This window comes from Bacillus cereus group sp. BfR-BA-01408 (assembly GCF_022663305.1).
Lineage (GTDB): Bacteria > Bacillota > Bacilli > Bacillales > Bacillaceae_G > Bacillus_A > Bacillus_A pacificus.
The window spans coordinates 1-205 of record NZ_JAKUFF010000377.1 but is presented as its reverse complement, the minus strand read 5'-3'; the positions used below and the strand labels follow the sequence as shown (position 1 = coordinate 205).

Genomic DNA, 205 nt, shown 5'->3' with positions numbered 1-205 from the left:
GGCTTTATAACCGCTATTCTCTCTATATGTCGCTGTATTTTACTTGCTATTCTTGTTTCTTACTCTCTTCTTGATTTTTTGCTTCCTCTTGTTTTTTCTTCTCTTCTAGTTCCTTTTGCTTCTCAGCCTCACTCACTTGTTTTGCTGTTTCATCTACTAGTAACTTCTCAAAATCTTGAATTTGTTTATCAATCACTTGTAAATT

At 33.2% G+C, this 205-nt stretch carries 1 pseudogene; it reads right to left on the bottom strand.

What is annotated here, in order from left to right:
- Window positions 1–46 precede the first annotated feature (46 nt).
- Window positions 47–205 (bottom strand): annotated as a pseudogene (locus MR083_RS27735) (DUF4047 domain-containing protein); the annotation flags it as partial.